This window comes from Nocardia seriolae NBRC 15557 (assembly GCF_007990715.1).
Classification (GTDB): Bacteria; Actinomycetota; Actinomycetes; order Mycobacteriales; family Mycobacteriaceae; genus Nocardia; species Nocardia seriolae.
This window is the reverse complement of the sequence record NZ_BJWY01000093.1, coordinates 1-25,661: the sequence shown is the minus strand read 5'-3', so window position 1 is coordinate 25,661 and position 25,661 is coordinate 1. Positions and strand designations below refer to the sequence as shown.

27 protein-coding genes and 1 pseudogene are annotated in these 25,661 nt (G+C 69.2%); 20 read left to right on the top strand and 8 right to left on the bottom strand.

Annotated elements, in window-relative coordinates:
* Positions 1–9: 9 nt before the first annotated feature.
* Positions 10–567 (top strand): ribosome recycling factor, encoded by a 558-nt coding sequence (gene frr / locus NS2_RS24895; protein WP_033086125.1) that lies wholly within the window; start codon positions 10–12, stop codon positions 565–567.
* Positions 568–658: 91 nt separating this feature from the next.
* Positions 659–1,630, top strand: a complete 972-nt coding sequence (locus tag NS2_RS24890) for a phosphatidate cytidylyltransferase (protein ID WP_081985690.1) — start codon at positions 659–661, stop codon at positions 1,628–1,630.
* Positions 1,631–1,643: 13 nt separating this feature from the next.
* Here the strand turns inward: NS2_RS24890 and NS2_RS24885 are convergent, their stop codons facing one another.
* On the bottom strand, positions 1,644–1,964 hold the full coding sequence (locus NS2_RS24885) for a LapA family protein (RefSeq protein WP_033086126.1): 321 nt from the start codon (positions 1,962–1,964) through the stop codon (positions 1,644–1,646).
* A gap of 56 nt (positions 1,965–2,020) precedes the next feature.
* A complete protein-coding gene (locus NS2_RS24880; protein ID WP_145961803.1) occupies positions 2,021–2,233 on the bottom strand; it encodes a hypothetical protein in 213 nt (70 codons plus the stop codon).
* Between the two features lie 69 nt (positions 2,234–2,302).
* Between NS2_RS24880 and rlmN the strand changes: the two genes are divergently transcribed.
* The 7 genes and pseudogenes from rlmN (at position 2,303) to NS2_RS24845 (ending at position 8,793) form a co-directional block, all read left to right on the top strand.
* On the top strand, positions 2,303–3,412 hold the full coding sequence (gene rlmN / locus NS2_RS24875; RefSeq protein WP_033086128.1) for a dual-specificity RNA methyltransferase RlmN: 1,110 nt from the start codon (positions 2,303–2,305) through the stop codon (positions 3,410–3,412).
* A 114-nt stretch (positions 3,413–3,526) separates the two neighbouring features.
* The gene (locus NS2_RS37810; RefSeq protein ID WP_235263942.1) at positions 3,527–4,249 is read left to right on the top strand and encodes a cupin domain-containing protein; all 723 of its coding nucleotides are present in this window, start codon (positions 3,527–3,529) and stop codon (positions 4,247–4,249) included.
* Between the two features lie 124 nt (positions 4,250–4,373).
* On the top strand, positions 4,374–4,811 hold the full coding sequence (locus NS2_RS24860; protein ID WP_033086129.1) for a 2,4'-dihydroxyacetophenone dioxygenase family protein: 438 nt from the start codon (positions 4,374–4,376) through the stop codon (positions 4,809–4,811).
* Between the two features lie 108 nt (positions 4,812–4,919).
* Positions 4,920–5,699, top strand: coding sequence for a helix-turn-helix domain-containing protein (locus NS2_RS24855; RefSeq protein WP_071811714.1), 780 nt, complete (start codon positions 4,920–4,922; stop codon positions 5,697–5,699).
* A 103-nt stretch (positions 5,700–5,802) separates the two neighbouring features.
* A pseudogene (locus NS2_RS24850) lies at positions 5,803–7,055 on the top strand (serine/threonine-protein kinase); the annotation flags it as partial.
* Positions 7,042–7,350, top strand: coding sequence for a hypothetical protein (locus NS2_RS37805; protein ID WP_162483911.1), 309 nt, complete (start codon positions 7,042–7,044; stop codon positions 7,348–7,350). The pseudogene NS2_RS24850 and the gene NS2_RS37805, both read left to right, overlap by 14 nt.
* A gap of 276 nt (positions 7,351–7,626) precedes the next feature.
* Positions 7,627–8,793 carry a low temperature requirement protein A gene (locus tag NS2_RS24845; protein WP_033086130.1) on the top strand — a complete coding sequence of 389 codons (1,167 nt, stop codon included), beginning with the start codon at positions 7,627–7,629 and terminating at the stop codon, positions 8,791–8,793.
* 15 nt (positions 8,794–8,808) lie between these two features.
* Here the strand turns inward: NS2_RS24845 and NS2_RS24840 are convergent, their stop codons facing one another.
* Entirely contained in the window at positions 8,809–10,167 is a 1,359-nt protein-coding gene (locus NS2_RS24840; protein ID WP_063864934.1) for an alpha/beta hydrolase, read from the bottom strand.
* A 75-nt stretch (positions 10,168–10,242) separates the two neighbouring features.
* Between NS2_RS24840 and NS2_RS24835 the strand changes: the two genes are divergently transcribed.
* Positions 10,243–10,788, top strand: coding sequence for a helix-turn-helix domain-containing protein (locus tag NS2_RS24835; RefSeq protein WP_033086131.1), 546 nt, complete (start codon positions 10,243–10,245; stop codon positions 10,786–10,788).
* Here NS2_RS24835 and NS2_RS24830 read toward each other — a convergent pair.
* Together NS2_RS24830 and NS2_RS24825 are read right to left on the bottom strand one after the other, a co-directional pair.
* Complete coding sequence (locus tag NS2_RS24830; RefSeq protein WP_033086132.1) at positions 10,748–11,989, bottom strand: RNA polymerase sigma factor; 1,242 nt, start codon at positions 11,987–11,989, stop codon at positions 10,748–10,750. The genes NS2_RS24835 and NS2_RS24830 overlap by 41 nt on opposite strands.
* Positions 11,986–12,324 (bottom strand): YciI family protein, encoded by a 339-nt coding sequence (locus tag NS2_RS24825; protein ID WP_033086133.1) that lies wholly within the window; start codon positions 12,322–12,324, stop codon positions 11,986–11,988. Before NS2_RS24825 ends, NS2_RS24830 begins: the two co-directional genes overlap by 4 nt.
* Positions 12,325–12,458: 134 nt before the next feature.
* Between NS2_RS24825 and NS2_RS24820 the strand changes: the two genes are divergently transcribed.
* From NS2_RS24820 to NS2_RS24810, 3 genes are all read left to right on the top strand, one after another.
* Positions 12,459–13,253 carry an alpha/beta fold hydrolase gene (locus tag NS2_RS24820; RefSeq protein WP_200885907.1) on the top strand — a complete coding sequence of 265 codons (795 nt, stop codon included), beginning with the start codon at positions 12,459–12,461 and terminating at the stop codon, positions 13,251–13,253.
* Positions 13,254–13,392: 139 nt separating this feature from the next.
* A complete protein-coding gene (locus tag NS2_RS24815) occupies positions 13,393–14,712 on the top strand; it encodes a hypothetical protein (RefSeq protein ID WP_147207296.1) in 1,320 nt (439 codons plus the stop codon).
* 28 nt (positions 14,713–14,740) lie between these two features.
* Positions 14,741–15,385, top strand: a complete 645-nt coding sequence (locus NS2_RS24810) for a DedA family protein (protein WP_033086136.1) — start codon at positions 14,741–14,743, stop codon at positions 15,383–15,385.
* Here the strand turns inward: NS2_RS24810 and NS2_RS24805 are convergent.
* Positions 15,306–16,922: an MMPL family transporter gene (locus tag NS2_RS24805; protein WP_052086044.1), complete on the bottom strand. Its 1,617-nt coding sequence runs from the start codon at positions 16,920–16,922 to the stop codon at positions 15,306–15,308. The two genes, NS2_RS24810 and NS2_RS24805, sit on opposite strands and share 80 nt — an antisense overlap.
* Positions 16,923–17,002: 80 nt before the next feature.
* Between NS2_RS24805 and NS2_RS24800 the strand changes: the two genes are divergently transcribed.
* From NS2_RS24800 to NS2_RS24785, 4 genes are all read left to right on the top strand, one after another.
* Positions 17,003–17,707 carry a TetR-like C-terminal domain-containing protein gene (locus NS2_RS24800; RefSeq protein WP_052086045.1) on the top strand — a complete coding sequence of 235 codons (705 nt, stop codon included), beginning with the start codon at positions 17,003–17,005 and terminating at the stop codon, positions 17,705–17,707.
* Positions 17,708–17,711: 4 nt separating this feature from the next.
* On the top strand, positions 17,712–18,695 hold the full coding sequence (locus NS2_RS24795; protein ID WP_052086046.1) for a cytochrome c oxidase assembly protein: 984 nt from the start codon (positions 17,712–17,714) through the stop codon (positions 18,693–18,695).
* A gap of 182 nt (positions 18,696–18,877) precedes the next feature.
* Positions 18,878–19,594 (top strand): DUF8020 domain-containing protein, encoded by a 717-nt coding sequence (locus NS2_RS24790; RefSeq protein WP_052086047.1) that lies wholly within the window; start codon positions 18,878–18,880, stop codon positions 19,592–19,594.
* 272 nt (positions 19,595–19,866) lie between these two features.
* On the top strand, positions 19,867–20,520 hold the full coding sequence (locus tag NS2_RS24785) for a DUF8020 domain-containing protein (protein WP_033086137.1): 654 nt from the start codon (positions 19,867–19,869) through the stop codon (positions 20,518–20,520).
* A 135-nt stretch (positions 20,521–20,655) separates the two neighbouring features.
* Here the strand turns inward: NS2_RS24785 and NS2_RS24780 are convergent, their stop codons facing one another.
* Both NS2_RS24780 and NS2_RS24775 read right to left on the bottom strand, forming a co-directional pair.
* Positions 20,656–20,961 carry a hypothetical protein gene (locus NS2_RS24780; protein ID WP_033086138.1) on the bottom strand — a complete coding sequence of 102 codons (306 nt, stop codon included), beginning with the start codon at positions 20,959–20,961 and terminating at the stop codon, positions 20,656–20,658.
* 138 nt (positions 20,962–21,099) lie between these two features.
* The gene (locus NS2_RS24775; RefSeq protein ID WP_033086139.1) at positions 21,100–21,384 is read right to left on the bottom strand and encodes a DUF2631 domain-containing protein; all 285 of its coding nucleotides are present in this window, start codon (positions 21,382–21,384) and stop codon (positions 21,100–21,102) included.
* Positions 21,385–21,477: 93 nt separating this feature from the next.
* Between NS2_RS24775 and dxr the strand changes: the two genes are divergently transcribed.
* The 3 genes from dxr to NS2_RS24760 all read left to right on the top strand — a co-directional run bounded on the left by dxr (position 21,478) and on the right by NS2_RS24760 (position 25,640).
* A complete protein-coding gene (dxr, locus tag NS2_RS24770; protein ID WP_033086140.1) occupies positions 21,478–22,617 on the top strand; it encodes a 1-deoxy-D-xylulose-5-phosphate reductoisomerase in 1,140 nt (379 codons plus the stop codon).
* 22 nt (positions 22,618–22,639) lie between these two features.
* On the top strand, positions 22,640–23,842 hold the full coding sequence (locus NS2_RS24765; protein WP_033086141.1) for a M50 family metallopeptidase: 1,203 nt from the start codon (positions 22,640–22,642) through the stop codon (positions 23,840–23,842).
* A gap of 127 nt (positions 23,843–23,969) precedes the next feature.
* Positions 23,970–25,640 (top strand): TerD family protein, encoded by a 1,671-nt coding sequence (locus NS2_RS24760; RefSeq protein ID WP_081985687.1) that lies wholly within the window; start codon positions 23,970–23,972, stop codon positions 25,638–25,640.
* Positions 25,641–25,661: the final 21 nt, after the last annotated feature.

The window sequence follows — 25,661 nt, the reverse complement described above, 5'->3', positions numbered from 1 at the left end:
GGAAACGCCGTGATTGAAGAAGCGCTCTTCGACGCCGAGGAAAAGTTCGAGAAGGCCGTCTCGGTGGTGAAGGATGACCTGGGCTCGATCCGCACCGGTCGCGCCAATCCGGGCATGTTCTCGCGGATCGTGGTCGAGTACTACGGCTCGATGACCCCGATCACCCAGATCTCCTCGATCACCGTGCCCGAGCCGCGCATGGTCATTATCAAGCCCTACGAGCAGGCTCAGATGCAGGCCATCGAGACCGCGATCCGCAATTCGGATCTCGGGGTGAACCCCACCAACAACGGTGACATCATCCGCATCTCGATCCCGCAGCTCACCGAGGAGCGCCGGCGGGAGATGGTCAAGCAGGCCAAGTCCAAGGGTGAGGACGCCAAGATCGCGATCCGCAATGTCCGCCGCAAGGCCATGGACGAGCTGGGCCGCATCCAGAAGGACGGCGACGCGGGCGAGGACGAGGTCGGCCGCGCCGAGAAGGAACTCGACAAGACCACCGCCAAGTACGTGCACCAGGTCGACGAGCTGGTGAAGCACAAGGAAAGCGAACTGCTCGAGGTCTAGGACGGCCGAGCTTCGGCCGGGGGTAGGGACGAACGGACGACAAGTGAGCGACGGGACAATCGTGGCCGAAGAGACTGCCGCCACCGGCGAGATGCCGGAGGAAGCCACCGCGCCGACGGTGGGTTCGGCGGGCGCGGCCGGGTCGAGGGATGACGTGGCCGGGACGACCGGCGGTTCGGCTGTGGCGGCCGGTGATTCGGCGGTGGCCGGTGATCCGGCCGGGTCGGTGAACGGCCAGGCGCCCGCGTCGAAGGCGGGCCGCAATCTGCCGGCCGCGCTGGGGGTCGGATTCGGGCTGGGGTTGTCCCTCATCGCGATTCTGCTGTGGGCGCCCAAGGTGTTGGTCGGCGTGATCGCGGTGGCGGTCGCGGTGGCCACCTGGGAGGTGACCAAGCGGCTGCGCGAGGCCGATGTGCTGGTGCCGCGGATTCCGCTGCTGGTCGGCGGGCAGGCCGTGGTGTGGCTGGCCTGGCCGGTCGGGCCGCAGGGGGTACTGGGCGCGTTCGGCGCGACGGCGCTGACCCTGATGGTGTGGCGACTGTTCGACCACGGCCTGACGGCCACGCCGCGAAACTACCTGCGCGACACCGCGATCTCGGTGTTCGTGCTGGCCTGGGTGCCGCTGCTGGCGTCGTTCGCGGTGCTGCTGCTACAGCAGCACGACGGCAACCTGCGGGTGCTGACCTTCATGATCCTGGTGGTCTGCTCCGATGTGGGCGGGTATGTGGCCGGGGTGCTGTTCGGCAAGCATCCGATGGTCCCGCACATCAGTCCCAAGAAATCCTGGGAGGGCTTCACCGGGTCGCTGGTGTTCTGCGTGATCGGCGGCCTGCTCACGGTGACGCTGCTGCTGCAGGCGAATTCGATGATCGGCGTGCTGCTGGGCGCGGGCCTGGTGCTGGTGGCCACCAGCGGCGATCTCATCGAATCGCAGATCAAGCGGGAGCTGGGCATCAAGGACATGGGCACGCTGCTGCCCGGACACGGCGGCATCATGGATCGGCTGGACTCCATGCTGCCGTCCGCGTTCGTGGCCTGGCTGGTGCTGACCGCGCTGCTCTGACGCGGGCGGGGGACTACTTGACCTTCTTGGCGGCGCGCCGCAGTTGCAGGATGCGGTAGCCGCCGACGAGGGCGGTGAACAGCGCGCCCGCGATCACCGACAGCAGCACGAGTACGCCCAGGGGCAGATTCCAATCCCAGGCGAAGGCGGTCACGTTGACCTGCTCCAGGTTCTGGAGGATGAAGACCAGCACCATGATGCCGAGAATGGCGGCGATGACCAGGCCGATCCAGGCGTAACCGGCGCGGGTCTTGAGCACGCCCTGGCCCTTGTGCTTCGAATTGCTCTTGCTCGGGGTCGGTTCCGCCCCGGAATCTGGCACGGCGGTTGTCATAGCTCGATCATTGCTGATTGCTATGGCAGATGCCCGGATATCGCGCGGCATCTGCGCTATGTCGTGTCTGCCGGAGGTTCGCCGAGCTGCTGTTGCGCCTCGCGAATCCTGCTCAGCGCGTCGTCCAGCTCGCGACCCATTTCGTCGAGCCCGGCAATGAGCCGGTCCAGCTGCTGATTCACGTCGGCGAAGTCCATCTCCCCGTAAATTCCCCGGAGGAGAGCGGTCTGCTCCGCGAGTTCGTCCAACTGCGGATCCGGTTCGGTCACCGGGTGAGGGTACCGCCGCCCCGCCCAGGTGAGAGCCGGGAAAATGCCGATGCGTACACTGGACCGGTTATGACTACCCCCTTGCCCCTCGTTTTCGACGCCCCTCGTCGCGGCATGCCGCCGCGGCATCTCGCCGACCTCGATTCGCAGGAGCGCAAGGCGGTGGTCGAGGAGCTCGGGTTGCCGAAGTTCCGTGCCGATCAGATCGCCCGCCAGTACTACGGCCGTCTGGTCGCCGACCCGGACCAGATGACCGACCTGCCCGAGGCCATGCGCGCCAAGGTCGCCGAGGCGCTGTTCCCGCGGCTGCTCACCGAGATCCGCCACATCGAGTGTGACGACGGCACCACCCGCAAGTCGCTGTGGCGCGCCAATGACGGCACCCTGCTCGAGTCGGTCCTCATGCGCTACCCCGACCGCAACACGCTGTGCATCTCCTCCCAGGCCGGGTGCGGCATGGCCTGCCCCTTCTGCGCCACCGGCCAGGGCGGCCTCAACCGCAACCTGTCCACCGCCGAAATCGTCGACCAGGTCCGCGCCGCCGCGGCCGCCCTGCGCGACGGCGAGGTCGCGGGTGGCCCCGGCCGCCTGTCCAACATCGTCTTCATGGGCATGGGCGAGCCCCTGGCCAACTACAAGCGCGTAGTGAACGCCGTGCGCCGCATCACTTCTCCGTCCCCGGAGGGCTTCGGCATCTCCCAGCGCTCGGTGACGGTCTCCACCGTCGGCCTGGCCCCCGCGATCCGCAAGCTCGCCGACGAGAACATGTCGGTGAGATTGGCTGTCTCCCTGCACACCCCGGACGACGAACTCCGAGACACCTTGGTGCCGGTCAACAATCGCTGGCCGGTAGCCGAAGTCCTCGACGCCGCACGCTATTACGCCGATAAGTCCGGCCGCCGAGTCTCCATCGAATACGCCCTGATCCGCGACATCAACGACCACCCCTGGCGCGCCGACCTGCTCGGCAAGAAGCTCCACAAGGCCCTGGGCCCCCTGGTCCACGTCAACCTCATCCCCCTGAACCCGACCCCGGGCAGCAAGTGGGATGCCAGCCCCAAGCCCGTTCAGGACGAATTCGTCCGCCGCGTCCAGGCCCAGGGCGTCACGTGCACCGTCCGCGACACCCGCGGCCAGGAGATCGCCGCCGCCTGCGGCCAGCTCGCCGCCGAGGGCTGACGGCTACTGCCGAAACCCGACGGCAGCCGTCTGTCGACCGAATTGGCGGTATGCGTAGGGGTTGCCGGCGCGTAGCGTCAGGGGTGGGTCGGGTTCTCGATCGAGGTGATGGCCATGACCAAATTTGTGCAGACAATCGAGTTCACGACTACGCGACTCGATGAATTCAATGAGAAGTTGGACGAGTGGCTGGTGGCTACGCAGGGGAAGCGGGCCGCCACGCATGCAATGGAGACCCGGGATCGGGATCGGGACAATACGTATCTGCAGATCGTGGAGTTTCCGTCCTATGAGGAGGCGATGGCCAATTCGGCGTTGCCCGAGACCAGCGGGTTCGCCGAATCGATGGCCGCGCTCTGCGATGGGCCGGCGGTGTTCCGCAATCTCGACCTGGTCCGTGAGGACGACATGCTGCCGCATGACGGGTTGAGTCTGCGGGTCCGGAGTTTCGATTCACCCGATGAGACACGGCAGTTCGAGTCGGGCAGTGGCCGGTTCGAGGTGGTGCAGGATGGGTCGGGGTCGGGGTCGGGGTCGGGGTCGGGGTCGGGGTCGGGGTCGGGGTCGGGGTCGGTCGGGCGTGGGGTGTTCATGCCCGGGTGGCGGTGGTCCACGCACGTCAAACCCATTGCGGGCACCGATAGTTGCCAGGCGTCGCATGTCGGGTATTGCGTGTCCGGGCGGATGCGCATCGTGATGGATGACGGGTCCGCGGGCGAGGTCGGCGCGGGTGATTTCATGGTCTGCCCGCCCGGGCACGACGCGTGGGTGCTCGGCGATGAGCCGTGCGTGCTCATCGACTGGGCGGCGGCCGGCGATTACGCCCGGCGGCGCTGACCGGCCGCGCGTGGGACGGGAGGCGATCGGCGCTGCGGTCGCCTCCGTCGCGAGTGCGAAACGCCACGGTCTCGACTTGCCGGATTCGCTTCGCCGCCAAGGTTATTGACCTAGCGTTTGCTTCATGCTGCGACAACCGCTCGTCGGGCACGTCAACGAAGCCGATATCCCCTGGGTGTGGGCCGGTGACGTCGGCCTGCAACTGCTGCGCGTCTCGCCCTCGGGTTTCGTGCTGCGCAATCGTTTCAAGGCCGGGTTCGCCCTGCCCACGCACAAGCACACCGGCGCGGTGAACGCCTACACCTTCGCCGGCGACTGGTACTACGCCGAACAGGGCATCCACTACACCGCGGGCACGTTCATCCACGAGCCAGCCGGATCCACCCACACCCTCACCGTCGCAGCCGATTCCGACGTGCTGTTCATCGTCGAGGGCGCGTTCGTCGACCTCGACGCCGACGGCAATGTCACCGGCGTCGTCGACTCCACGACCATCCAGGACGCCTACTTCGCGCTGTGCGATCTCGCCGGAATCGACCGGCCCACCGGCATTCTCGAATAGGTCCGACACCTGCGACGGTCCGTGCGGGGTGCCGGAAAATCGCTCGGGGGCTTGGCGATTCGCCGAGTGCGGGGTGGGCGGGGTTGGGGTCTGGCAAGGTTGCGGAGCATGGGATCGATTGCGGGGGTCCCGGATGCGGAGTCGTTCGGGGAGCGGCTGCGGCAGTGGCGGCGGATTCGGCATGTCAGTCAGGTGGAATTGGCCGGGCGGATCGGGGTGGCGGCCCGGCAGTTGTCGCTGATCGAGAGCGGGCGGGCGCATCCGGAGCGGGAGCTGGTGGTGCGGGTGATCGACGCGCTGGATCTGGGGTTGCCCGACCGGAATCAGCTGCTCCAGGCGGCGGGGTTCGCGCCCGCGTATCCCGATGTGCCGGTGCACGATCCGCGCTGGCACCCGTTCACGACCGCCATCGACCGGCTGCTGCGCGCCCACGAACCGTTCCCCGCGCTGGTGGTGGACGCCTACGGCACGGTGGTCGCCACCAACCGCAGTTGCGCGCGGCTGTTCGGACAGGATCCGGTGGGCACGAACATGATCGACCGCTACATCGCCGACAGCACCGCCCCGGGCGCGGCGGCCGATTGGCGCGAAGTCGCCTGGGTCGCCCGCGCCCGCCTGCGCGCACAGCTGGCCCGCGCACCCCTGGACGACCGCCTGCCCGGCCTGATCGGCCGCCTCGACACCATGCTCGACGATCTCCCCGCCCCCGACCGCGATCCGGACGGCCTGGTCGCCCACCCCACCTTCCGGATCGGCGCTCACCTGGTCCGCACCGGACTGCTGGCCGCCCGCTTCGACGCCGCCATCGACATCACCCTCGAGGAATTGCGCATCGAACTCTTCTATCCCCTCGACCCCGGCTCCGAGGAGTTCTTCCGGTCGCGCTGACCCGGGGGGTGCGAAGATCGGCGGGACCGCCCGGGTACCCCGCGCGGACGCCCCGGTCGGCTTATGCTCGGGGAGGAAGGCTCGTTTTCGTATCGGGGTCGCTGTGGGGCAGATCGATTCATTTGCTACGCGCCGCGATGTGACCACCGGGTTCGCGGCGGAGCTCGAGGCGGCCGGTTTCGGGGAACCGGCCGAGATCGGGCCTGGTGGGTTCGGGGTGGTGTATCGGTGTGCGCAGCCCGCGCTGGAGCGGACCGTGGCCATCAAGGTGCTCACCGCCGATCTGGAGTCCGACGGTCTGGAGCGGTTCGTCCGCGAGCAGCTCGCCATGGGCAAGCTCAGCGGGCATCCGAATATCGTGACCGTGTTCGAGGTCGGGTCCACCGATGCGGGACGGCCGTTCATCGTGATGCCGTATCACTCGCACGGGTCGCTGGACGCGCGGACCAGGAGCGCGGGCCGGTGGGGTGGCAAGACCTGCTGCACTTCGGGGTGAAGCTGGCGGGCGCGCTGGAGACCGCGCATCGGCGGGGGCTGCTGCACCGGGATGTGAAGCCGGGCCACATCCTGCTGACCGAGTACGGTGAGCCGCAGCTTGCCGACTTCGGAATCGCCCGGCTGGCAGGGGGTTTCGAGACCGCGGCCGGGACGGTGACCGGCTCGCCCGCCTACACCGCGCCGGAGGTGCTGCAGGGGCAGGCCCCGGATGTGACGGCCGATGTGTACGGGCTGGCCGCGACGCTGTTCTGCGCGGGCACCGGGCACGCGGTCTTCGAGCGGCGCAGCGGGGAGCAGCTGGTCGCGCAGTTCGTGCGGATCACCAAGCAGCCGATGCCGGATCTGGCCGGGTCCGGGCTGCCGCCGGAGTTGACCGCGGTGATCGAATCCGCCATGGCGCGCGACCGCGGAGACCGGCCGAAGTCCGCGGCGGAATTCGGGTCGGCGCTGCGCGAGATTCAACTGCGCCATGGGCTCCCGCCGGACGAGATGGCGATTCCGCTGCCCGCCCGGGAAACCGACGGCGTCGTCACCGGATCGGGAGTCGTCACCGGGCCGGGCCGGGTCACCCCGAGCGGGGTGGCCGCCTCGCCGTCGGGTCGCCGCCGCACCCGCGGCACCACCGCCACCCCGCCGGTGCCCGCGACGCGGCTGCGTCCGCCCACCCTGACCCGCGCGCTGGTGGAGCGTCCGCGCCTGCTCGACGCCCTGCGCTCGGCCAGCCATCGCCGGCTCGCGGTCATCCACGGCCCCACCGGTTTCGGCAAGACCACCCTGGCCGCGCAGTGGTGTGCCGCGGTGACGGCGGCGGGCGGCTCGGTGGCGTGGCTGACCGTGGACAGCGATGACGACAATGTGGATGGACCGCCTCGAATCCGTCCACCGCCCCCGCGAACTCCTCAAGGCCCGCCGCCTGCTCATCGCCTGCCTGGCCGCCACCGGCCGCACCGACGCCGCCAAATCCCTGCTCGCCACCGTCACCGCCCAATGCGCCGAATACGGTTCGATCCGCTACATCCTCGACGGCGGCCCCCACGTGGTAGCCACCCTCGCCGCCCTCCATGCCGACCAGCAATCCGGCCACTGGCGCCCCGAATGGCCCGATGTCCCCGCCGCCTTCCTCCAATCCCTCGTCGACGCCCACACCATCTGAGCCGGGATGGCGGCAACGCCAGGGAGCGGTGGGCGCGCACTCCCCGGCGGCCATGGCCACCTGGGTCGGCTGCTCCGATCCGCCTGCGCCGCCGTGCTGAGCGTCACTGGGCAGCCCGGGCGTGGGGACAAGCCCGTCCCCGGGCGGACGCGAGCTGCCTTGTTCGCCGGAGGGCAGTCTTGTTCGCTGACGGCAGCACTGTTCGTGGGACGGGTGCGGGCCGTGCGCGGTTAGAGTGAACGCGCTGGATGTTGAGCTAGGCAGGGAATTACGGGTGTGACGGAACCTCTTCACGAGGCGCATGAGCGGGCCAGTTGGGCCGAGTTGTTCTTCGATCTGGTGCTGGTGTTCGCGGTGACGCAGGCGGCGCATGTGGCGTTCGCGGGGCAGAGCTGGGGGGCCGTCGGGCAGACGGTTCTGTTGCTGGGGATCATGTGGTGGTCGTGGGTGGGGACCACGTTGGCGGTGCACGGGGTGGAGGACTCGAACCGGCAGCGGATATTTCTGTTCGCCTGCGGGTTGTGCATGTTCGTCTTCGCGATCGCCGCGCCGCACGCGTTCAGTGGGCGCGCGCTACCGCTGATACTGGCGGTGGCGCATCTGGTGTTGCGGGTGCTGCTGTGGGCCGAGATGCGGCGCAAGCAGGCGTTCGCGCAGGCGGGGGCGTTCGGGAACTGGGTGAATCCGTTCACCGTCACCGTGTTCGCGGCGGTGCTGCTGGTGCTGGCCGCGCTGGTGCCGGAGGGCGCAAATCGCAACGGGCTGTGGGTCATCGCGGTGGCGCTGGCCTTCGGGGGTCCGGCGCTGCTGGCCCGGCGGCTGCGGAGCGTGAACTTCGGGGCCACCCACCTGCCCGAGCGGTTCGCCACCTTCGTCATCATCGCGCTCGGCGAGACCCTGGTCTCGGTGGGTACCGAAGCGGCGGAAGCGCATCTGGGCGTGGCGGCGTGGATCGCCGTCGTGCTGGTCTTCCTGCTCGGCTGCGGACTCTGGTGGCTGTACTTCGCGTTCGGCTTCTCCGCGGTCGAGCACTCGCTGCGCACCAATCAGATTCGCGGCACGGTGGTGCGGGATGTGCTGAGCTACGGGCACATGCTGCTGATCATCGGCCTGGTGCTGGTGGCGGTGGGCGCGCGCACCCTGGTCGAGCATCCGACCGCGGTGGCGCACGGCGCGACCGGATACCTGCTGCCGCTGGGCGCGACACTGTTCGTGACCACCTTCCTGTTCACCCGCTGGCGCATGTTCGGCGCGGCCACCCTGGGCCGCCTGATCACCGCCCTGGTGCTGGCCGCCCTCGCCCTCGCCGCGCCGCTGCTGCCGCAGCTCGCCGTGCTGGGCCTGGCGGCCGCGATCGTGGCCGGGCTCAACCTCTTCGAGCACTGGATCGTCTCGACCGGCCGCCCGCTGCTCCTGCTGCGCCGCCCGTTTGCCGCCCGCTGACCGACGGGCTCCGGGCTAACCGACGGGAACGATGGACTCGATGGCTCCGTCAGTGTCGCTGCCACGCAAGCGGTTCCAGGCAATCGCCAGCCGATCGCGCGGGCGTGGCCGGACCGGTTCGGCACCGAGCCAGTCGGCGATATCGGTGATCACGGCCGAATCCACGTGCTGCGGCTCGAAATAGGAGGCCGGGGTGGAGGGGCCGGTACCGGCGAAGAGCAAGTGGTCCAGGGCAGGGTGCACCTTGACGGTGATATCGGGGAGTCCGGCCAGGCCCGATTCCCACAGCGGCAGATCCCCGTCGGCGGTGACCTGGTAGTCGCGGCCGCCCTGGACGATGAGGATCGGCCGGTGCAGTGCCGCCGCGGTGGCGACCGGGTCGTAGTCGCGCAGGTCCAGCCAGTAGGAGGCGGGCCAGTTGAACAGCAGGCCGGTGGTGGGGGTTTGCGGTGCGAGCGTGGGGCTTTCGGTGGCGGCCACCTGGCGGCGGGTGGACTCCAGGACCTCGGTCACATCCTCCTCGGGCTGGACCGCGGCGATGTGGTGCAGGGCGCGCAGAATGGAACGGGGGAGCGGGACGGTGTCGCCCGCCAGGATGGCGATGCCCGCGACGGCCGGATCGGCGGCCGCGATGCGCGGGGCCGCCTTGCCGCCGCCGCTGTGGCCGACCACGTGGATCCGTGACGCATCGACCCCGGGCACCCGGCTCAGCAGCTCCACCGCCGCGCGGGCGTGCGGGAGGTACTCCTCGACCATGGTGAAACCCGGTGCGCTCTCGAATCCGCTGTGCGCGTGGGTCAGTTTGTCGAAACGCAGTACCGCGACGCCCTTACCTGCCAATCCCCAGGCCAGATCCTTGAAGGGTTTGTTCGGGCCGGTGGTGAGGTCACGGTCCACGGCTCCGGAGGCGACGAGAACGACGGCGGGCCATGGACCCCGGCCCCTGGGCACGGTCAAGGTGCCGCCGACCGCCGTGCCCCCGGCACCGAGCGTGATGTCGCGTTCGGTGAACAGCCGTGGTGCGGCGTAATCCGGTGGGGTCCAGCCGGATTCCTCGGGCGCGGCCAGCCGCAGCCCGTGCAGCGCGCCGTCGGCGTCCACCGCCAGATGCACCACCAGCCCGCCGCGCTCGCAGGTGACGGCGACTCGCACCGTCGCCAGTCCGTCCTTCGCGGGCCCGGCAACCGGCGGGCCGATGTCCCGCACCGCACCGATCTTGGCTGTCTCGCCGGTCCAGCCGACCCGCACGGTATCGGCGGACACCGCGGCCGCCAATCGGGGAGCGAAAAGTTTCGCGAGCTCGTCGAAGCGTTCCTCGCGCAGCAGTTCGGCCACGGTGGTGGCCACGGTCGTGGAATCGAGGTCAACGGTCATGCCGCCGCACCTTTCTCAATCAGTGCAATCATTCGTACAATTGAGAAAGGTAGCAGTATATGAGAAGGTTGGGTAGTGGAAACCTTCGAGCTGCTGGCGCATCCGGCGCGCCTGCGCATCGTGCACGCACTGCGCGGAGACCGGACCCTGACCACCGGCGAACTGTGCGACCGGCTGCCCGAAACCTCGAAGGCGACGGTGTACCGGCACGTCGACGCGCTCACCGCCGCGGGCATTCTGGAGGTCGCGCAGGAGCGGCGGGTGCGCGGCGCGGTGGAGCGGCACTACCGGCTGCGCCAGGACCGGGCGGCCATTCCCGCCGAGGCCGCCGCCGACCTGCCCGCCGACCGCTACCGCTCGGTCTTCTCGGTCGCCATGGCCGTGCTGATCGCGGAGTTCAACGCCTACCTCGACGGTGAAAAGGCCGATCCGGCAGCCGATCTGGTCGGCTTCCGCCAGCACGCGGTGTGGCTGGATCGCGGCGAACTCGAGCAGATGATCGCCGAATTGCGTGCGGTGATCGTCCCGCGCCTGGCCAACCGGGCCGCGCCCGGGCGCGATCAATACCTGTTGAGTCCCATCATTTTTCCGATCGAACAACCTCGTCCAGACGGCGGGTGAGGTAGGCGCGTTCCCCGGCGTTCGCGGTGAGCTCGAGCGCGGCCCGGTACTGCGCTGCCGCCGAACGGTTCCGGCCGAGGCGGCGCAGCAGGTCGGCACGGGTGGCGGCGAACAGGTGGCCCCGGTCCGCGCCCGCGGCGGCCAGCTCGTCCAGCAGTCGCAACCCCGCCTCGGGCCCGGACCGCATGGCCACCGCGATGGCCCGATTCAAAGCCACCGTGGGCGAGGGGATCTGGACCATCAGCGCTTCGTACAACTCGGTGATGCGCGCCCAGTCGGTGTGCTCGGGGCGCTCCGCGGTGACATGGCAGGCGGCGATCATCGCCTGTAACTGATACGGCCCCAGCCGATCCCGTCGCGCGGTGCGCCGCAGCTCGGCCAGCCCCGCGGCGATCAACGGGCGATCCCAGCGGGTGCGGTCCTGTTCCTCGAGCGGAATCAGCGTCCCGTCGGCCGCGGCACGGGTGTCCGCCCGCGACTGTTGCAGCAGCACCAGGGCATTGAGCCCGCCCGCCTCCGGATCGTCGGGCATGAGTTCGACCACCAGCGCCGCCAGCCGCTGCGCCTCGGCGGCCAGGTCGGCCCGCTGCAATCGCGGCCCGGCGCTGGCCACGTACCCCTCGTTGAACAGCAGATATATCACCCCCAGCACCGCCCGCGTGCGCTCGGGCAGCAGATGCGCGGGCGGCACCCGGTACGGGATGCCCGCGTCGCGGATCTTCTGCTTGGCCCGTACCAGCCGCTTGGCCATGGTGGGCTCGGGAACCCCGAAGGCGCGGGCGATTTCGGCGGTGCTCAGCCCGGTCAGCGTGCGCAGCGCCAGCGCCACCTGGGCCTCGAAGGCCAGCGCCGGATGGCAGCAGGTGAAGATGAGCCGCAGCCGGTCATCGGGAATGCTGTTGTCGGACACGGTATCTCCGGTCTCCGGGATATCGAGGGCGGCCAGCGCCCGCAACTTCTGTGCCCCGACCCGCTCGCGGCGCAGCCGGTCCACGGCGCGGCGGCGGGCCGCGGTGAGCAGCCACGCGCCCGGCCGATCCGGCAGTCCGTCGCGCGGCCAGGTGCGCCAGGCCAGCGCGAACGCCTCCTGCGCGCACTCCTCGGCCAGGTCCCAGTCGCCCAGCCCGCCGATGAGGGCGGCCACCAGCCGCCCCCACTCGGTGCGGAACGCCGCGGTGACGGCCTCCTCGACCGCGGTCATGCGGTGAGAACCGGGCGAATCTCGATCTGCCCGAAGCGACTGGCCGGATGCCGGGCCGCGATCTCGATGGCCTCGTCCAGATCGCCCACCTCGATCAGGGCGAAGCCGCCGATCTGATCCTTGGCCTCCAGGAACGGGCCGTCGGTCAGCAGCACCTCGTCCCCGCACACCCGGACCGTGGTGGCGGTGTGACTGGGATGCAGGCCCTCGTGGGCGGTGAGCACGCCGCGGGCCAGCAGTTCGTCCATCCAGGTCCGGAAATCGCGCAGGCCGTCCTCGGACACCAGGTCCTCGACCCGGGTCTCGTCGGCGCTGATCAGCAAGAGGTATCGCATGGTCGTCTCCTTTCACCGGTACGACGAACAACCGGAACCGGGATGGACACCACTATGCCCGGGTGTCCAACACCGCGATTCCCGTTCGTCGATCAGGTATCGAGCCCCGAACGACGGAGAACAACATGCACACCGTGACATCCGCCGATGGCACCACCATCGCCTACCACCGCGCCGGGAACGGCCCGGCCATCGTGTTCCTGCCGGGAGCCTTCAACGACAGCGACACCTGCGCGCCCCTGGCCGAACAACTGCGGGACCGCTACACCGTGATCCGCCCCGACCGGCGCGGGCGCGGCGCGAGCACCGACGCCATCGCACCGGCCGACGCCGCCGGCTACGACCCCCGGCGAGAGATCGAGGACCTCGACGCCGTGCTCGCCGATATCGGGGGCAGCGCAGCGGTTTTCGGATTCTCCTCCGGCGCGATCCTCGCCCTGCGGGCCGCCGTCGCGGGCTCGCGCATCACCCGGCTGGCCCTGTACGAGCCGCCCTTCGCGCTGGCGGGCCTGTCCGGCCACACTCCGCAGCGACTGCCCGAACGCCTCGCCGATCTGATCGCGCGCGGTGAGCGCGGCGCGGCCGTGGAACTGATGCAGCTCGAAGGCATCGGTCTCCCAGCGGAATTGATCGCGCAGGTCAGACAGTCCCCACTGTGGCCGCGCCTGGAGGCCATCGCGCAGACCGTGGTCTACGACGCGGCCATCTGCCGCCCGCCCAATCTCCCGACCCCGGCCATGGCCGAATTGACCATTCCGGCCCTGGTCCTCAGCAGCCCCGAGTCCTGGCCCGGGGTCCGTTCCGCCTCCGAGGCGCTGCCCGCCCGGCTCCCCGACGCCCGCTATGTCGCGGTCCCCGGCGGCGTCGACCACGGCATTCCGGCCGAGGCCACCGCAAAGGTCCTGGACGCCTTCCTGACCGAGGGCTGATGCCGGTCGGCGGCGGCTGCGACGATCGGATGTTCGGGTGCAGGACAGACAGCCTCCCGAATGGGTAGCTGTTCCATTGCTACCCTGGCGAAATGGGTGCAGATCAGCGAGTTCTCGGATCGCTGCCACGCGGGCATCGATGACGATCCGGTGGCTTGGGGAGGCGATGGAGGCGCTCACCGCGTTTCTCGCGGCAATGATCGCGGGGCTCTCGCTCATGGTGCCGATCGACTTCGCGTGGACCTCACGCAGTTCGGCAGTGCACCTGGACCTGCTGGTCTTCAGCCTGCCGCAGGCGATCGCGGCCGGGGCGTTGATCGCGGTGGTGGCGGCGGTGCTGTCCACGGCGCTGGGCGGGCAGAGCCTGCGGTGGGGTGTCGCGCTGGGCGGGGCGGCCCTGCTGTTCGTGAACCAACTGCTCGGGCGGCACGCCGTGCTCGGCACCTCGCTGGCGACGCTGAACTTCCTGGATTCCATTGCCGGCGGCCTGATCTTCGGCGGCACCGGCGCCGCGGTGTTCTCCCGCTCGCATGTCGAATCCCGTTACGCCTGGACGGCTTTGGCGTGGCTGCTGGGCGCCGTCGCCGGGGTCGCGTTCGGGCAGGTGGTGCCCGAGACCCGGACCCTGCCCGACGACCAGCATTTCCCGCAGAACTGGCCCGCCCTGGACATACCGTCGCTCTGGCTCATCACGCTCGGCCTGATCCTGATCGGGCTGCGGTTCCTGCGGGAGCCGGGTTCACAACCGGCCGAACCGTATTCGATCCAGCTGCCGATCGTGCCCATCATCGCGGGCGCGCTCATGATCGGGGTCAGCCTGTTCGGTTCGAGTGTGCTGGCCCGGCACGGCGACAGCCTGCTCCACCTCGCGGCGATCACCGCGCTGACGGTCGTGGCCGCGATCCTCGCCGCCCTGATGCTGCCCGGTCGCGACGGCGCGCAAGTGCTGCTCGCGGTGGCGCTGGCCGCCGCGGGCGCCGCCATTCTCTCGGTGCGACTGCCCATCTGGGCGATGCCCGGGCTGCTGGCGCTGGTGGTGATCGGGCTGCTGGCGGGCACGCGCTGGCCGGGGGAGCGGGTCGCCGCGGTCGTTCTCGTCGGTTTGTCGGTGTTCTCGGTGCTGATGGTCGCGGCCGGGGGCGCGGGCCCGGTCATCGCGGCCGGGCACGCGCTGCTGTGCCTGGCCGCCGGTTACTGTTTCGGCGCGGTCGGCCCGCGCTACGGTTCCACCCGGGTCCTCGGCATCGCGCTGATCTATGTGCCCTCACCGGTGCTCGCGCTGCGCGACTGGGCCCGCCGCGGCCAATGCCTGCTGGCCGATCACGAGAATCCCTGTGTGGTCACCGATTTCACCTCCTTCAAACCGGGCTGGGCGGCGACCGCCATCGCGATCGGCTGCGCGCTGGGCCTGTGCGGGCTGCTGCTGCGGCGGCGGCCGGAGCGGGATCGGGCGACCTGAGTCCCGCGGCCTGGGTACCGTTGCGGGCATGAACTCGCTGCTGCACCGCATCCTCGATATCGCCCCGGTCTGGGTGTATCTCGTCGTCACCCTGCTGGTGTTCGTCGAGGACGCGATCTTCGTCGGGTTCGTGGTGCCCGGTGAGACGGCGGCGGTGCTCGGCGGGGTGGCCGCCAGTCAGGGGCACGTCGTGCTCGGTGTGATGATCGTGCTGGTCGTGGCCGCCGCAATCGTCGGTGACAGTGTGGGATACGAGGTCGGCAAGCGGGTCGGGCCGCGGCTGCTGGGCGTGAGAATGCTGGACCGCCATCGCGGCCGCATCGAACAGGCGCAGGGCTATCTGGCCGAGCGCGGCGGCTGGGCGGTGTTCCTGGGCCGGTTCACCGCCTTCTTCCGGGCCATGATGCCCGCGCTGGCGGGCACCTCCGGCATGCCCTACCGCCGCTTCCTGCTCTTCAATGCCATCGGCGGAATCGTCTGGGGCACAGCGTTCGTGGTGCTCGGCTATCTGGCCGGGCAGTCCTACGAGGCGGTGGCCAAGACGGTCGGCCGCGAGCTGGCCATCGCCGTCGCGGCCCTCGTCGTCCTCGCGCTCATCGTGTGGAAGCTACGGGAACGCCGTCGCGAGCAGGTGTTCGAGGAGCAGTACGAGGCGGCACACGAGGCGGACTGAGTTCGTCCCCTTCGATATTCAGCGTCGGCAGCACCCGGTCCAGGCGGCGCGGCAGCCACCACGCGGCCCGGCCCAGCAGCGCCAGCACCGCCGGGACCAGGGTCAGGCGCACCGCGAACGCGTCCACCAGCACACCCACCGCCAAGGCGAACGCGATCGGTTTGATCATGGCGTCGTCGGTCGGTACGAACGAGGCGAAGACCACCACCATGATGGTCGCCGCCGCGGTCACCACCCGGGCATTGTGACGGGTGCCCTCGACGATCGCCGCCTGCGCGTCACCGTCGTGCAGCCACTGCTCGCGAATGCCGGAGACCAGAAACACCTCGTAGTCCATGGCCAGCCCGAACAGCACGCCCACCAGGATGATCGGCAGGAAGCTCACCATCGGGCCGACCTTCGCGACACCGAACAGTTCCGCGGCCCAACCCCATTGGAACACCGCCACCGTCGTGCCCAGCGCGGCCGCGACCGACAGCAGGAAGCTCAGCGCCGCCTTCACCGGCACCGCGATCGAGCGGAACACCACCACCAGCAGCACCAGGCTCAGACCGACCACGATGGCGAGGAACGGCAGCAGCGACGCGGAAAGGCGTTGCGAGACATCGATGGTGACCGCGGTGTCGCCGGTCACCGCCACCTCGGCAGCGGGGACGGCGGCGGGCACCCGATCGCGAATGGCGTGCACCAGCTCGGCGGTCTGCCCGGACTCCGGCGCGGTCTTCGGAACGACCATGATCAGCGACTGCCCGGCCCGCTGGGTCGGCTGCGGCGGTGCGACATAGGCGACATTCGGCAGCGTGCGGACCGTCTCCGCCACCAGCGCGGGCGCTTTCGCGTCCCCGCCGGAGTCGACGACCACCACCAGCGGCCCGTTGAAACCCGGACCGAACCGCTCGGCAATGGTGTCGTAGGCCTGCCGCTGCCCGGACCCGACGGCCGCGGACCCGTTGTCGGGCAGGGCCATTCGCATCGACGCGGTCGGAATCGCCAGCACCGCCAGCGCCCCGGCCACCGCCAGCACGGTCACCACCGGCCGCGCGGTGACCAGCCGCGCCCAGCGCGCACCCATGCTCTCCAGGCCCGCTGCGTCGGCACCGTCCACGCTGGAAGTGGTGACACTGCCCGCGCCGGATGCCGTCACTCGCCGATGTGCGCGTGAACCCGGGCGCGGGGCCAGGCGGGATCCGGCGAATCCGGCCAGTGCGGGCAGTAGCGTCAGGGCCACCAGCACCGCGACCAGGACCGCGCCCGAGGCGGCCAGGCCCATGACGGTCAGGAACGGAATGCCGATGACGCTCAGCGCGGCCAGCGCGATGATCACCGTCGTTCCGGCGAAAACGACTGCGCTGCCGGCGGTTCGGTTGGCAGACACCACGGACTCGTGCGGCGACAATCCCTTCGCCAGCTGCGATCGGTGCCGCGACAGGATGAACAGCGCATAGTCGATGCCGACCGCCAGGCCGAGCATGAGCGCCAGGGTGAGGGCGGTCGAGGACACCGGGGCCGCGGCGGCCACCGTCAGCAGCCCGCCCACCGTGACGGCAATGTTGACGGGCGTGAACTTTATGGGTGTTAACTTGCCATCGAATCTGTACGGGTGTTAACATCAATGTCGTGGACGTCACCGGCGATGCAGCTCCGCGACCTGTTCGCGAGGCCCCCTACCACCACGGGGACCTGCGCAATGCGCTCGTCCGCGCCTCCGCGCAGCTGGCCGAGATCGGCGGCCCCGCCGCGGTCACCGTCCGTGCCGCCGCCCGCGCGGTCGGCGTCACCGCCACCGCCGCCTACCGGCACTTCAACGGCCACGAGGAACTGCTCGCCGCGGTCCACGACCAGGCGGCCGCCGCGCTCTTCGAGGCCCTCGACGGTGCGATGAAAAAGGTTCCCGAACAAGCCGATCCGACCGCCACCGCCATTGCCCGGCTGGCCACCGCCGGACGCGCCTACATCGAATACGTCGACCGCGAGCGCGGACTGTTCCGAACGGCCTTCTGCGGCAGCGATATCGACGTGCAGAAGGACGTGCGCGAGGACCCCATCTTCCTGCTCATCGGCCGCGGCCTGGACGCACTGGTCGCGGTGGGCTTCATGGATCCGCGCCAGCGCCCGGGCGCGGAGTTCACCGCCTGGGCGACCGTGCACGGGCTGGCCACCCTCATCATCGACGCCCCACTGGCCGACGCCGAGGAGGCCGAACGCGAGGCCGCCATCCGCCACGCCATCGCCACCGTGCTGCGCGGCTTCGCCACCGGCCCGAACGCCGAGCCGTATCGCTCCACCGACCCGCACATCGCGCTGGGCCCGGCGCATACTTGACGCCGTGATTGGCATCGAAACACCGCTGCATCCGGGCAGTTTGGTGAGCGACTGGCGGTGGGACACCTCGACTGTGCTGGTCACAGCGCTGCTCGGGGTCGCGTACGCGATCTGCTTCATCAAGGGACGCCAACGCGGCGAACGGCTTTCGATCGGGCGGGCCGTGTGCTTCGCGGTGGCCGGGCTCGGCGTGTGGCTGTATTCCGGCCTCGGCTGGATCGGCGTCTACTCCGGCACGCTGTTCTGGGTGCGCGCGCTACAGGTGCTGTTGCTGCTGTACGTGGTGCCGTTCGCGATCGCGGCGGGCGCACCGTTCACGGTCCTGCGCGCGGCGCTGGGCCCGGCGGGCCGGGAACGCCTGGACGCCGCGCTCTCCGGCGGTGCCGCGCGACTGCTCACCCATCCGGCCACCGGGGCCATGCTGATCCTGTTGCTGCCCTGGGCGCTGTTCCTGACGCCCTGGTACGAGGCGGTGCTGCGGCACGGCGGCGTCGACGCGATCACCCGGATCCTGGTGGTGGCCATGGGTTTCCTGTATTTCTACTCGCGGCTGCAGGTGGACCCGGTGGCCAAGCACTTCACCCAGGGCCTGTCGCTGCTCATCACCATCGCCGAATCCCTCGCCGACGGCATTCTCGGCATCGTGCTGTGGCTGGGCCCGCTCATCGCCACCGGCTACTACGCCTCGCTCGGCCGCAGCTGGGGCCCGGACGCGCGCCTGGACCAGACCATCGGCGCGGGCATCCTCTGGCTGCTCGGCGACCTGCTCGGGCTCATCTACTCGCTGGTCGTCATGCGCGCCTTCGCCGCGGACGAGAAGCGCAAGGCCGGCGAGCTGGACGCCGAACTCGATGCCGCCGAGGCCGAGCGGGTCGCGCGCGAGCAGACGCCGCGCGCGACCGCCCGGGGCGAGGAGGACGAGGAACCGGTGTCGACCGGTCTCTGGTGGGAGAACGACCCCCAGCTCAGGGCGCGCTTCCGGCGGTGAAACCGCAGGTCGGTGGCGGGCCTCACGCTTCCGGCAGTTAGTGAGTTTTGCTATCAAAGGACATTTGTAGCTATTTCTCAGCCAGTTCTTACTGGACACTTGACTAGGACGCCCGAACCTCGTCCACTTCGCTCTCGGGAAGCACCCAGAGGAAGGTCAACCCCCGTAAGAAAGCAAGCGTCATGCAGTTCGGCAAACTTGCCGCCACTTCGGCTTTGGTCATCGCGTCCCTCGGCGTCACCGCCGGTGTCGCCTACGCGGATCCCGCCCCGGCCCCGGCTCCCGTTCCGGTCATTCCCAACCTGCTCGACGGTGTGAACCAGGGCATCAACCAGGTCGCCCCCGGCATCCACTGGAACGCCAAGGTCGACGGCAATGCCGTCGTGGTCGATATCGACCAGGGCTCGCTCAGCACCGACAACGGCCGACTCCAGGTCCGTGACAACGGTGGCAATGTGGTCACCGCGGTCCCGCTGTCCTACACCCTCGACGATCTCGATCACCCGATCCAGGCCACCGTCGAGGGGCTGCGCGCCACCCTGGTGCCCGACACCAACCCCGCCTCCGCGCGCCCGACCGACCTGCCGCTGCACGACGTGACCAGCGACAAGCAGAAGAACTTCGACGACGCCCTCGGTGCCGCGGCCACCCAGTTCGGTCTCGCCACCGCCATCGGCACCCTGGTCGGCACCGTCATCGGCGGCTCGCTCGGCTGTGTCGTCGGCGCCCTGGTCGGCACCCCGGGTCTGGTGCCCGGCTGGATCGGTGGCTGCCTGGCCGGTGCCGCGGTCGGCATCAGCCTGGGCGCTGCCGCCGGTCTGGTGCTGGTCGGTGTGCCCGCCGCGATCGTCGTCGGCATCGTCTTCTTCAATCGCATCAACAATCCGGCCGAGCAGTAACCGGATATTCGCGCGAAAAGGTCCGCTCTCCATCGAGGGGTCGAGCGGACCTTTCTCGCGTATCAGGGGTCACAAATAAACCAGATGATTGCTCAAGTCACAGGTAACAAACAGCGCGAATGCGCTATTTACGCAAAACATACTTGTGGAAGCGTTTTCGCTACGGTTTGGCAACATTGAAGCAACATTTGCTCGCTTATCTTGTCTCGGGTGCCTGATGAGGACCTCGCTCCCAAGAGGGAAGCGCCCGTTCAAGAAAGCGACGAGATCTGATGCGTTACAAGAAGTTTGCCGTCACCTCGGCCCTGGCCATCGCGGCCCTCGGCATCTCCGCCGGCACCGCCTACGCCGACATCACCCCGGCGGCCCCCGCGGATGCGTCCGCCATCCACTGGGACGCGAAGATCGAAGGCGCGTCGGTCGTTCTGAAGACCGACCTGGGTTCGCTCGACACGCAGGCCGGCCAGTTCGAGGTGCGTGACAACGACGGTGGTCTGGTGACCTCGTTCCCGCTGTCGTTCCAGATGGATGGCCTGGCCCACCCGGTCGCCGCCCAGATCGACGGCAATACCGCCACTTTCACCCCGAACATGGACCCGGCCGCCGCCACCCCGGCGCCGCTGCTGCACGACGTCGCCAGCCAGGCCGACCAGGACGCCGCCTGGTCCGCCGCCTCCTCCCAATTCGGTATCGCCACCGGCATGGGCACCCTGATCGGCACCCTCATCGGCGGCATCGGCGGCTGCGCCCTGGGCGCGTTCCTGGGCACCCCGGTGCTGCTCCCGGGCTGGATCGGCGGCTGCATCATGGGCGCCGGCATCGGCATCCCGCTGGGCGCCGCGGCCGGTCTGGTGCTGACCGGTGGCGTCGCCGCCGTCGTCATCGGCATCGGCATGTTCAACCGTTTGAACGCGCCGACCGCCTAGTCGGAATCGCACGACCACCGCTGGCACCCGTGCGGGAGGCGCTGTGTGAGAACACAATTCGGGCCGGATCGCAGGGGGCGATCCGGCCCGAATTCGTCTGTGCCGTCCCGGTCAGGTGTTACCGGGAGGCGGTGATTACGCGCAGGAGGCGTTGAACGCGTCGATGGCGTCGCTCAGGTCGGTGACATTGTCATCGATGAGGGCGGTGGCGAAGGCCGCGATGGTCGCCTTGTCCGCGCCATTGGCGCCGATGGCGAGCAGCTTGGCCGCCAACGCCTTCTGGCCGTCGTTGTCGATGCCGTTCGGGTACTGCTCGATGGCCGCGTTGATCAGATCGACCGCGGTGCTGCAGGCGTGCGCCTGGGCGGCGCCGGCCGGCAGGACCAGCAGGGCGGCGGTGGCGGCCACGGCCAGCAGGGCGGACGGCAGGATCTTGCGCATGGTGTCTCCGGTTACTCGTACTGCGTTGGACGCCTGCGAGTGTGCCGTACACCACCGACAAAACCCGAATTGCCCCACCGAACGTGTCGGTGGGGCAAGGGATTCCGCGTCCGCGGACGGGGAATCCGCGTCAGCGAGCTAGCGCGGTCGACGCGACAGGATGGAGTCGCGAATCAGGATGAGCGCGAGCCCGGCCGCGAACGCGATCAGGAAGTAGTAACCGACATTGCCGGTGCCCGACGAGCTGCCCTGCTGGTTCTCGAACAGCATGGACAGCAGGATCACGACGACGACCCAGCCGGCGGCGCGGGCGGTCCGGCGCGATTCACCGCTCCAGCCCCACGCGGCGGACGGAACCTCGGCGGTGTCGACCTTGGTCACGACATCCTTCGGGTGCGCGGGTTCCAGTTCCGTGGCGGCCACTTTGGCTCCTTTACGGCTCGAATCGATTGCTGGGCAATATCGTGACATACGACCCAGCGTCGTAGCCAGCAGGGGGCAGGAGACAATAGGCGCGTGTCCGACGTTGTGAGAGTTCTGCTGCTGGGCAGCACCGGGTCGATTGGTACGCAGGCGCTGGAGGTGATCGCCGAGAATCCCGACCGTTTCGAAGTGGTGGGTCTCGCGGCGCGCGGGGGAAACACGGAGCTGCTGGCGGCCCAGATCGCGGCGACCGGAACCGGCAACGTGGCGGTGGCCGACCGGGCCGCGGCGGCGAAACTGGGTGTGGCGCTGTCGGGTCCGGACGCGGTGACCGAGCTGGTGCGTCGCACCGACGCCGACGTGGTGCTCAACGCGCTGGTCGGGTCGCTCGGACTGGAGCCGACGCTGGCCACCCTGGAATCGGGGCGGCGACTTGCCCTGGCCAACAAGGAATCTCTGGTCGCGGGCGGCTCGCTGGTGACGCGGGCGGCCAGGCCGGGGCAGATCGTGCCGGTGGACTCCGAGCATTCGGCGCTGGCGCAGTGCCTGCGCGGCGGGCGCGCGGAGGAGGTGGCCAAGCTGGTGCTGACCGCCTCGGGCGGGCCGTTCCGGGGCTGGACCACCGAGATGCTGGAGTCGGTGAATCCGGCCGAGGCCAAGACGCATCCGACCTGGTCCATGGGTCCGATGAACACGCTGAATTCGGCGTCGCTGGTGAACAAGGGCCTCGAGCTGATCGAAACGCACCTGCTGTTCGGGGTCGGCTACGACGACATCGACGTCACCGTGCACCCGCAGTCCATCGTGCATTCCATGGTCACCTTCACCGACGGCTCGACCCTGGCCCAGGCCAGCCCGCCCGACATGAAGCTGCCCATCGCGCTGGCCCTGGGCTGGCCGGACCGGGTGCCGGGCGCGGCCGCCGCCTGCGACTTCTCCACCGCTTCCACCTGGACCTTCGAGCCGGTCGACAATGCGGTGTTCCCGGCCGTCGAGCTGGCCCGCAGCGCGGGCAAGGTCGGTGGCTGCGTGACCGCGGTCTACAACGCCGCCAATGAGATCGCGGTGCAGGCATTCCTCGACGGGCTCATCCGTTTTCCCGATATCGTGCGCACGGTGACGCGGGTCGTGGAGTCCGCCGACCGCTGGGCCGCCGAACCCGGTAGCTTGGACGAGGTGCTCGCGGCCGATACGTGGGCGCGTGACACCGCACGCACGATCGTGCGCGGCTGACAGCAGGAGGGCTCGGAACCGGATGGTCTACGCGATCGGCTTCGCACTGTTCGCCCTCGGGATCACGGCCTCGGTCGCCCTGCACGAATGCGGTCACATGTGGACCGCGCAGGCCACCGGCATGAAGGTGCGGCGCTACTTCATCGGTTTCGGCCCCAAGGTGTTCTCGTGGCGGCGCGGTGAGACCGAATACGGTCTCAAGGCGCTGCCGCTGGGCGGTTTCTGCGATATCGCGGGCATGACCGCCCTCGACGAGCTGGAACCCGAGGATCTGGACCGGGCCATGTACCGGCAGGCCACCTGGAAGCGGCTGCTGGTCATGTCCGGCGGCATCCTGATGAACTTCCTCATCGGCTACCTGCTGATCGTGGTGCTCGCGGTGGGCTGGGGCCTGCCCCGATTCGACCAGCCGCCCGCCACCCAGCTCGGCAATATGAGCTGCGTGGCCAATATGAGCCCCGACCAGAAGGCGCTGCCCTGCACCGGCGAGGGCCCCGCCCAGCAGGCGGGCCTGCGGCGCGGCGACAAGGTGACCGCGGTCAACGGCGTTCCGATCAAGACCTGGAACGACTTCCGCGCCCAGACCGAGAAGCAGACCGGCACCTTCGCCTACACCGTCGAACGCGACGGCAGGACCTTCGACGTCCAGGTCACCCCGCAGCTGGCCACGGTCTACCCGGAGAAGAACGGCACCCCCAAAACGGTCGCCAAGGTCGGTGTCGGCCAGGACTTCTACGGCCCCGTCCAGTACAACATCCTCTCCGCCATCCCCGCCTCGGCCGCCTTCACCGGCCAGATCGCCGTCCGCACCGTCGAATCCCTGGCCCAGATGCCCTCCAAGGTCGTCGACCTCTGGCACGCCGTCACCGGCGGCATCCGCGACCCGGAAACCCCCGTCTCGGTCTACGGCGCCAGCAAGATCGGCGGCGAAACCGCCGAGCACGGCCTCTGGTCCATGTTCATCCTGACCCTGGCCAGCCTGAACTTCTTCCTGGGCGCCTTCAACCTGCTCCCGCTGCTCCCCCTCGACGGCGGCCACATGGCGGTGGTCATCTACGAAAAGCTCCGCAACCTCTTCCGCAACCGCAAGGGCCTCCCCGACGGCGCCCCCGTCGACTACCTCAAACTGCTGCCCGCCACCTACGTCGTCGTGGTCCTGGGTGGCGCGTACATGATCCTCACGCTGGTAGCCGACATCGTGAATCCGGTGAAGCTGTTCCCCTGATCTCGAAACCGACTGGCATTCAACGTAACCGGCGGCGGTCGATCCGCACGATCTGCGATCGCTGTCGGTGCCGGTGGGTAGTGTGTCTCGCCGAGGGCCGCAACTGAGCTCGGGTGGGTCATTTCCAATGTTCCTGGCGCGGTGCGTATCTCGGAATCGACTGTGCACGAGGAACGGGGTCTGGGTCGCGGAGTTGGCGCGTGGTGAGAATGCGCTCGTGGCCGCGTCGGCGGTATCGCTCGAAGTGGAGTGGGACGGCGACCTGGAAGTCGACCCGCACGCGTTGCTGCTCGCGCCGACGGGGAAGATCCGATCCGACGACGATTTCGTATTCTTCAACGCACCCCGCCATCCGTCCGGCGCTGTTGTCTTGGAGCAGGTCGCGCCCGGGCGGGCCGGTCTGGCGGTGAACCTGAACGCGATCGATCCCGGTGTGGATCGGATCGTGATCACGGGGTCCGTGTCGGCGGGTTCATTTCAGGATGTTCCAGCGCTGACGCTCAGCGTTCGAGGTTCGAGCGGCCGGTTGTTCGGCTACCGTGTATCGAGCCGGGAAGCCGTGCAGGCCATGGTGTTCGGCGAGTTCTACCGCCGCGCCGACACCTGGAAATTCCGTGCCGTCGGACAGGGCTGGTCGAGTGGATTGCGCGGGCTGGCAGAGGAATTCGGGGTTTCGGTGGACGACGAGCCGGTGACCTCGCCCCCGGACCGGGCACCCGGGGTGGCCGCGGGCTGGTACGAAGCGCCGGAAGATCCGACGCACCTGCAATGGTGGAACGGGACAGCCTGGACGGAGGATCGCCGGAAGCAGTATCCCCAGCATGATCCGGCGATCTGCGGACGCTGCGGCCGTCCGAGGTCGGTGCCTCGATTCGGTGCGCCGACGCCGTGCCGATGGTGCGAGCGGGATGTCGCCGCGGCGCTGGAGAACTGGCGTGGCCAGGTGTGGCAGGTGCTGAGCGCGACCGGGCCACATGGGCCGCGCTGGGACGATCTCTGGATCATGTTGCGGTATCACATGATCGGCGAATCCACCGGCCGGGCGGTACTGCCGCCGCTGGCCATGGCGCACCTCGAGCGCACGGTGACATTCGCTTTCGCCGACAACGAGATCGAACAGCAGGAGCTGGACGATTTCGAGGCGACCGTGGCCGCGCTGCACGCCGCCGCCGATCTCTCCGCCATGGGCTCGCTCATCGAACAGCTGCGGCAGCGGATGCTGCGCGGTCGCGCGCTCACCCAGGTGCGGACCGGGGAACTCCCGCGGATCGATCGTCCGGATCTACACCTGGAGTCGGGCGAACTACTGCATGTGGACGTCGGAGCGGTCCAGATCAGGCACCTGGCCAGCGGTCCGAAGTACAACGACGGGCGTCTGATCGGAAGCAGCAAGAAGCTGCGCTTCATCGGAGTGGGCGCGGGCACGGAACTGGCCTGGAGCAAGATCGGTTCCATCCGGCCCGAGTACGACACGGTGGTCATCCAGGCGACGACCGCGCGGGGCGGCGGCACCTACCGGGTGCCCGACCCCGAGTACGTCGCCGCCGTCCTGGAGGGCGCGGTGCGCATCGCCAACCGGCAGATCCTCGCGCCCGGTGATCGGGACTCGCGTGCGATTCCGAACCATGTGAAGAATCAGGTCTGGCAGCGGGACGCCGGAAAATGTGTCGAGTGCGGGGCCCAGGAGTACCTCGAATTCGACCACGTCATCCCGTGGAGCCGGGGCGGCGCGAGCAGCGTCGACAATCTGCAGATCCTGTGCCGCCGTTGCAACCTGGCCAAGGGGGCGCGGATTTGACCGCACTGCGTGAATCACTCG

Bases quoted from the DNA above. Each gene is read 5' to 3' on its own strand.
- NS2_RS24885 (WP_033086126.1), bottom strand. From the start codon at position 1,964: ATGACAACCGCCGTGCCAGATTCCGGGGCGGAACCGACCCCGAGCAAG.
- NS2_RS24825 (WP_033086133.1), bottom strand. From the start codon at position 12,324: ATGCGATACCTCTTGCTGATCAGCGCCGACGAGACCCGGGTCGAGGAC.
- NS2_RS24765 (WP_033086141.1), top strand. From the start codon at position 22,640: ATGGTCTACGCGATCGGCTTCGCACTGTTCGCCCTCGGGATCACGGCC.
- NS2_RS37805 (WP_162483911.1), top strand. From the start codon at position 7,042: ATGACGACAATGTGGATGGACCGCCTCGAATCCGTCCACCGCCCCCGC.
- rlmN (WP_033086128.1), top strand. From the start codon at position 2,303: ATGACTACCCCCTTGCCCCTCGTTTTCGACGCCCCTCGTCGCGGCATG.
- NS2_RS24890 (WP_081985690.1), top strand. From the start codon at position 659: ATGCCGGAGGAAGCCACCGCGCCGACGGTGGGTTCGGCGGGCGCGGCC.
- NS2_RS24855 (WP_071811714.1), top strand. From the start codon at position 4,920: ATGGGATCGATTGCGGGGGTCCCGGATGCGGAGTCGTTCGGGGAGCGG.
- NS2_RS24790 (WP_052086047.1), top strand. From the start codon at position 18,878: ATGCAGTTCGGCAAACTTGCCGCCACTTCGGCTTTGGTCATCGCGTCC.
- NS2_RS24860 (WP_033086129.1), top strand. From the start codon at position 4,374: ATGCTGCGACAACCGCTCGTCGGGCACGTCAACGAAGCCGATATCCCC.
- NS2_RS37810 (WP_235263942.1), top strand. From the start codon at position 3,527: ATGACCAAATTTGTGCAGACAATCGAGTTCACGACTACGCGACTCGAT.
- NS2_RS24760 (WP_081985687.1), top strand. From the start codon at position 23,970: ATGTTCCTGGCGCGGTGCGTATCTCGGAATCGACTGTGCACGAGGAAC.
- NS2_RS24785 (WP_033086137.1), top strand. From the start codon at position 19,867: ATGCGTTACAAGAAGTTTGCCGTCACCTCGGCCCTGGCCATCGCGGCC.
- NS2_RS24810 (WP_033086136.1), top strand. From the start codon at position 14,741: ATGAACTCGCTGCTGCACCGCATCCTCGATATCGCCCCGGTCTGGGTG.
- NS2_RS24780 (WP_033086138.1), bottom strand. From the start codon at position 20,961: ATGCGCAAGATCCTGCCGTCCGCCCTGCTGGCCGTGGCCGCCACCGCC.
- NS2_RS24840 (WP_063864934.1), bottom strand. From the start codon at position 10,167: ATGACCGTTGACCTCGATTCCACGACCGTGGCCACCACCGTGGCCGAA.
- NS2_RS24815 (WP_147207296.1), top strand. From the start codon at position 13,393: ATGACGATCCGGTGGCTTGGGGAGGCGATGGAGGCGCTCACCGCGTTT.
- NS2_RS24830 (WP_033086132.1), bottom strand. From the start codon at position 11,989: ATGACCGCGGTCGAGGAGGCCGTCACCGCGGCGTTCCGCACCGAGTGG.